This is a genomic window from Bacillota bacterium (genome assembly GCA_012837335.1).
In the GTDB taxonomy this organism is placed as follows: domain Bacteria; phylum Bacillota; class Limnochordia; order Darwinibacteriales; family DTU012; genus DTU012.
Genome location: DURM01000043.1, coordinates 1 through 6,673, shown reverse-complemented (window position 1 = coordinate 6,673; position 6,673 = coordinate 1). Strand labels below are relative to the sequence as shown.

Below are 6,673 nucleotides of genomic sequence, written 5' to 3'. Positions count from 1 at the left end.
GGGGACATCTTTTGGATACAAAGGAGCACTTGCAATATACTCCTCTATTAGATCTATTTTTTCTTTCAAGCGAGCATTTTCAATAGGTTTACCTTGTAAGGATCACCCCCGCGTATGCGGGAAAGACGTCGAGCAAGACATCCTTGAGTTTCCCACTTGCGGATCACCCCCGCGTATGCGGGAAAGACCTTACCAATGGCGCATATTGGATCGACATCACAGGATCACCCCCGCGTATGCGGGAAAGACACGTTCGATCAATCGCCGATTCTCCTCTGCCCAGGATCACCCCCGCGTATGCGGGAAAGACAGAGGCTTGATAGCCGAATCAGCACCAAGGGAAGGATCACCCCCGCGTATGCGGGAAAGACGTTCCCACAGCTGGACGACTGGTGTAATATCAAGGATCACCCCCGCGTATGCGGGAAAGACACTTAGAAGAACCATTATTCATCGAGGTTTGTGTTCTCGCCACCCCTGAAATTTATTCACTTTTGTTGACTACTTGGTCAAAAAAGCATATCCATAAACTATTTGCTTAATCGATTCACCTGAGCCAAACGAACTAATTTAATTCCAATTTAATAGTACTTTATTACCACGTTCGATTATCCATTGCGAAAATCCTTCCTATGTAGAACTGCAGATGGATACCTTTAGAGAAAATAAGGTCACCTAGGATCGGTTTTGACCAACAAAAAACGCTTAAGAATGCGGCGTTATACACTCTTAAGCGTCGATCTATTCCTATTTTAGAATCCCATATGTCTCGCTTACCGACTGAACAAATATGATGCCGTTGCCAGGCAGATCAATCTGCAGCTCTTCCCTGACTGCGGTTACAATATCCTCAACCTGTTCCTTTGGGGTGAGCATCAGCACAACCTCTTTTTCTGGCTCTATCTCCATGTTTAAAACCTTGGTTGTTTCATGAATACCAGAGCCGCGGGCGTTAATTATCGTTCCTCCACGAGCTCCTGCAGCTCTAGCTGTATCCATAACCACTTCACCCTTACCTTTATCTACCACCACGAAAATCGCCTGATACACGCCGTCACCTCCGCCATCATTAAACTTGTATTTGTCATCTCCTGAATGAATATAAGCGCCAACTGGAATGGAAAAGCCAATACCATGAGACGGTTTGCTGAAATTGAACTCTTTGTCAATAGCCTTAACCGCATTTCTGCCAACATCTTTTTCAGCAATCATCATCACGATCTCTTTGCGGACATCAGTAATCTCTAAGAGCTTCAGCCAGCGGTTTTGAACTGTACCTCTGCCGAGCATGATCGTGCCGCCCGATACACCATTCTTTTTTGCAATCCGGAGGGCTTTACTTCCCAACCCGTAATTTACAATCACATAAACCAGCTCAAATTGACTTTCCGCCAGACTCGACTTCTCCATCAGCTTCAACTCCTTGTTTTCGCGAACTAATTTGAAATATAAATCCAAGCACCTGGAGCGTAATAATCGGTGCCGTGGCTACCAGGGCAATCATGCCAAATCCATCCCTCAGCAGATTAGCACCCTTAAAAGCGCTGGCTGCACCCTGGACAAAAGCCAGAATAAATGTAGCTGTCATCGGGCCGGTCGCAACTCCCCCGGCATCAAAGGCAATTCCGACAAACAGATTCGGTGCAAAATACATCATACCAAGAGCAATAATGTAGCTGGGCAGCAGCACATACCAGAGCTTTATTGACGGATTTAAAATCCGGATCACTGCCAGCGTAACAGCCAAGCCCACCCCGATCGATAGACAGGCTCCGACAGCCTTCCGCTTTACGTAGCCACTGGTAACATTTTCAATTTGATGAGTCAAAACATAAACAGCAGGCTCCGCAATAATAGTGAAAAAACCTAAGGCAAACCCAGTAACGATCAGCCACGATTTATTCTCATACATTGCTAAGCGAAGGCCAAGCTCACTGCCGATTTCCATAAACCCGCCGTTAACTCCCACTAGAAATATTATGAGCCCGAAGAATGCATAGACAAAACCTTTTATCATCCGCACGAACTGCTTGCGTTCAAGCTTAAACAGCGTTTTCTGCAGAGCAAACAGCGCAATAGTTAAAGGCAAAAGACTAGTGAAACTCTCGGATAATGCTCCAGAAATATGATTTAAGAACGGAAGCAGAACCACTACCGATCCAACCTCAATCGGCTCTAAACTTGCCACCGCATATTCTTTCGTGCCTATGATTATATTCAAAACCATTACAGCCATAATCGCCCCAGCTGAAGCAATAGCGACCAATCCAAAGCTGTCCTCTTCCGATGCAATAGCGTCCTTCCGCAGACTGGAAATACCCACCGCTAAAGCTAAAAGAAATGGAACTGCCAGAATACCAGTGGTAGCACCTGAAGAATCAAATGCAATAGATAAAAACTCCGGCTGAGTAAAGAAGGCCAGGATGAAAATAATAACATAGCATCCAAACAGAAAAACCTTTAAAGATACATTTAAAAAAACTCTTAAAAAACCAAGGGAAACTAAGACAGCCAGACCAATGGAAACCACCAATAACAGCAGATATGAAGGTATAGCTCCCATGGTTACAAAATCCACCTGCTGAGCCAATACCATCAATGCCGGTTCAGCAATGGAAATAAAAAAGCCCAGCAAAAATCCGCATCCTAGAACAAGCAGTAAATTATTAGTCTTTACCAATGAGGACCCGGTTAAACTGCCCATCGGCGTAATTCCAATTTCCACCCCAAAGAGAAAGAGAGTCAACCCGATAATCACCAAGATAGATCCGATCAAGAAGCGCAGAACCAAGGGAAGTCCCAGCGGTACCAGGGTGAAATTCAACACCAAAACAATAAGTGCAATCGGAATTACTGCCCGGATATTGTCCTTAAAAAGTATACTGAGTACGTTCAAACAACCACCCTGCTTTCTGTGTCCAAAGTTTGTTAGGCATAGCAGATAATAAAAAAGGTGCCCGCAGCGTAAATAAGACGCTGGGAGCACCCCGAAAGATACTCGAACGCCATTAATTGCAACAGGAAAGAAGTCCGCCACAGCCCAAGACTTCACATCCCTTAAACAAATGTCAACGAGCGCTTTATCGCTTCAAAGGTTAAAGTACTGGCGTTGTAACCTAATCTTTACTTATATTTCATTTTATCTAACCGCAGTTCCTGCTTTTTTCAACAATTTCTTAGCGTTTCATTACAACTAACCTTTACGAAACATATACGTTCTCATTATGCCAATTAATGAACTCCTTCGACGGAAACTCTAGTTCACTTCTGGGCAAGACCAATAAGGGCTTACCATGCATTCTATAATATTCCCGTCCATTGCCGTAGTCTTCCTTAATCCGCTTACTGACTACAATTTTGTAATCTTCTGTTATAGTCATATAACCGCGATCAAACAATGTATGCAAATCCTGCCTTAACAACAGGCCATTACTAACTGCATGAGGACCACCTTTTGAATAAGGTTTTATGTGCGACGCATCTAGCACGGGAAGTGTTTTTTCACCGGTAATTGCACATTTACGGCTGTAAGCCTCTGTAACTAGGACTCGAAATGCGCCCTGCCCTAACCGCGGCTGAACTAACTGCTCTCGCCCGTATCTTTCTTTTGCAGCAGAATCTGTTACAAATGATTTTGCTACAATATTGTAGTGTTCTAGCCGTGCTTCAACCTCAGCCCATAACCTCGCGCCTTCTGACATGTCCGTGCTGTATGTCTTGCCATGCACAATATTGCGATTCCAATCTTTCGGAACAGGAATCCACTCAGTTTCTCTAAAGAAAAACGGATTTGTCAAAATTATGCAGCCAATAACAGGATCTCCCTCTGCCGAGCTGCCTTTTTTCTCCCGGTATTTCATAATAGACGATCGAAAAGTCAAATAATCTGGAGCACCATTTTTATTCTTAAAACTATCCCAAGCTAGTGACAAAGGCAGTAACGAATAGCGAACAAAGAAACCGCCACCAACAATGAAGTTATATGGACTGTGCAGTTTGAACAGAAACGGAGAGTACGCAGGAATAGCCCTAAAAGAAGTCTGACCACCAGGACGCCAGAAATTCACTTCATCAGGCTGAAGTTGAGCCAAATACTCAAACCACTGATTATCTGTAACACCTACGTAGAACTTCATATGAATCACCCATTCATTTAAGTCCTAAGTTCAATTATTACAAATAATTCTCTAACACTCCCCAACTTGGATCTAACTGATATAGCTTATCTATTCAAGCGAAAAATACACTTTCCTTAAAGGATGTCCAGTGACACGACTCCATATGGTGAGCAAAATTCCAGCGATGAAACTCAATAAATCTTGGTTCCTTGGTAAGCGCAAATAAGGCGGAGCAATGTTTTAACTAAATATCACTTGCCTTCACCATTTTGTTTCTCCCGCTTTCCTTTGCTTTGTACAAGGCTTGATCAGCTAACGCGAAAAGTTCCTTGGGAGAAGAGGTCTCATTAGGGATTAGAGATGCCACGCCTAAACTAGCTGACAGCTCTAGCTGCCATTCAGCATTGGTGAAGGTTAAGTTCCCTATCTCTGCCCGGATGGTTTCAGCAAACTCAGCAGCTTCTTCTTCAGCAGCATTCTGCAGAACACATACAAACTCATCGCCGCCAAGCCGTGCCACCTCAACATCTGAACTTCCGGCGGCATTTTGTAAAAGCAGAGCAATTTCTTCTAAAAATTGGTCTCCTGTCAAGTGGCCGAGCTTATCATTTACAGTCTTAAAATTGTCGACGTCAATAATAATAAAGGACAAAGGCTGTTGTAGTCTCTGACAAATATCCCATGCCTTCTCATATACAGCATTAAAACCGCGCCGATTAAGGATCTGAGTCAGCTGATCCAGCTTTGACTGCTTCTCTAAGGCTGCATTAGCCGTCTGCAGCCGTCTGTTCGCTACTGCCAGTTCTTGGGTTCTATCAGCAACCTTCACTTCAAGAGCTTGGTTCAATCTCTTTAGTTTCACCACAAAAAATGTAGAAATGGATGAAACTACCAGAAGTATGATCATCCCTGTCGCTGCAGCCGCCCTAGTAATCTGTTCTTCCGTTAAATAGATAACATTCTTGCCGCCCCAATCCTGTAATATCCTGTCAAATGTACCGTCGTTTTTGATTTCCTGCAGCCCATGATTAATCAGCTTCAGGAGCTCATCATTACCCCTTTTTACAGCTATATGCGAATGGTTTACAGCAAAGGGCGCCCTAGCAATTACCAGTCCAGAGCTTCTAGTTTGCGCCAAAGCATACTCGCCAATCCAGCGGTCCACAATCACAGCGTCTAAGTCTCCTGATATTAGAAACTCTAAGCCCTGCGCAGCGCTGAGGATAGCGACCCGATCAATCTGATCATCGCCGCCAAGCACGTCGTAAGCATAGCCTCCGATCTCCACGCCTACTCTTTTGCCCTCCAGATCTAACTCTCCCTTAATGTCGGTCTCATCCTGTGGCCTAATGATGACAAATTCCGAAGAAAGCAGTGGTTCGGAAAACGAATAGATTTCTTCTCTATCTGGAGTTCGATTGATCTGAAGGAGAGCATGAGCTTGTCCATCCAGTACCAAATGCTGCGCTTCCTGCCAATCCATAGCTCTAACCTCAATGCGGCGGCCGAGTTTTTCACCCAAAGCTTTCGCAATGTCAACGACAACACCTTTGGCAACTCCATTTTGTTCATAAGCTATAGGTGTAAGTCTTTCGTTGACGAGAAAAATAATAGGCTCCTGCTCTTGGGCAAAAGTCCCAACAGAACCACTGGACAATAACAAAATCAGCATGCCAAACATGAGACAGCTTAACAAGGCATGCTGCGCACCTCTCTTCCCGCCCAAGGCAAAGCCCCCCAATTCTTTTCTTTCAGCTAACACTTCTGGGAATAATTGCACAGTTACAGCATTTAGTTCAAATTTTACTTGATTTAGCCAGAAATTTCAACTAAATATCACAATATCCGAGTACTGAAAAATCCTCTGCCGCAATCGGCAGAGGACAGCTCACTAGTTGTTTCTTGGACAGCTCCGGTCACATTTCATAAAATACATCATCCGGAGTATTCTCGATGTGGTCATTTAAGGTGTCAGGCTGTGGCAGCGGAGCGCCAATGTTATCTGTAACAGAAGCAGAGGCATGCACCCACACTGCGCCGCCGATTGGCAGCGTAATTGGATTCAAACACATTGCCTGTAAGCCGAATATTTGGTGGTCTGAAGAGTTCACTATATCCACAGTACAATCCGCCGCCATCTTTGTCACTCTCATTTCCGGCTATGATGTTACTAACTACTGCATAGTCTCCTGAGACTAGATGCAATCCACTCCCGCCATCACCTCGGCTCAAATTAACGCGGATATTATTGCTGGCAATGACTGCTGAACCTCCGTAAGCATATATACCTCCACCACCGTTGGTAAAATCCTTATCCGCTTTTTCGCTCAGCGCTTGATTGACTTCAATACGATTATTCATTAAAGAGATCCAGCCGCCAAGGCACAATCCTCCGCCTTCGGAAGCGGAGATATTCTCAGATATATCATTGTCTGCAGCATGATATTCTCCATCAAACAAAAACATGCCTCCACCAAACCAGTTTGAGAAATTATTTGTGACGGAATTATCAAGTATGTCAAACGCTCCTTCTTGAACGTATATGCCGCCGCCAT

5 protein-coding genes and 1 CRISPR repeat array are annotated in these 6,673 nt (G+C 44.3%); all 5 genes read right to left on the bottom strand.

Going from position 1 to position 6,673, the window contains the following annotated elements; translation table 11 throughout:
* Nucleotides 1-98: 98 nt before the first annotated feature.
* Nucleotides 99-432: a CRISPR direct-repeat array (repeat unit 29 nt; unit sequence AGGATCACCCCCGCGTATGCGGGAAAGAC).
* Nucleotides 433-747: 315 nt separating this feature from the next.
* Nucleotides 748-1,410 carry a P-II family nitrogen regulator gene (locus GX019_05920; GenBank protein HHT36699.1) on the bottom strand — a complete coding sequence of 221 codons (663 nt, stop codon included), beginning with the start codon at nucleotides 1,408-1,410 and terminating at the stop codon, nucleotides 748-750.
* Nucleotides 1,376-2,896 (bottom strand): DUF1538 domain-containing protein, encoded by a 1,521-nt coding sequence (locus GX019_05915; protein ID HHT36698.1) that lies wholly within the window; start codon nucleotides 2,894-2,896, stop codon nucleotides 1,376-1,378. Before GX019_05915 ends, GX019_05920 begins: the two co-directional genes overlap by 35 nt.
* A gap of 304 nt (nucleotides 2,897-3,200) precedes the next feature.
* Nucleotides 3,201-4,136 (bottom strand): HNH endonuclease, encoded by a 936-nt coding sequence (locus GX019_05910; protein ID HHT36697.1) that lies wholly within the window; start codon nucleotides 4,134-4,136, stop codon nucleotides 3,201-3,203.
* 226 nt (nucleotides 4,137-4,362) lie between these two features.
* Complete coding sequence (locus GX019_05905) at nucleotides 4,363-5,844, bottom strand: diguanylate cyclase (GenBank protein ID HHT36696.1); 1,482 nt, start codon at nucleotides 5,842-5,844, stop codon at nucleotides 4,363-4,365.
* A 272-nt stretch (nucleotides 5,845-6,116) separates the two neighbouring features.
* Entirely contained in the window at nucleotides 6,117-6,578 is a 462-nt protein-coding gene (locus GX019_05900) for a hypothetical protein (protein HHT36695.1), read from the bottom strand.
* Between the last annotated feature and the right edge of the window lie 95 nt (nucleotides 6,579-6,673).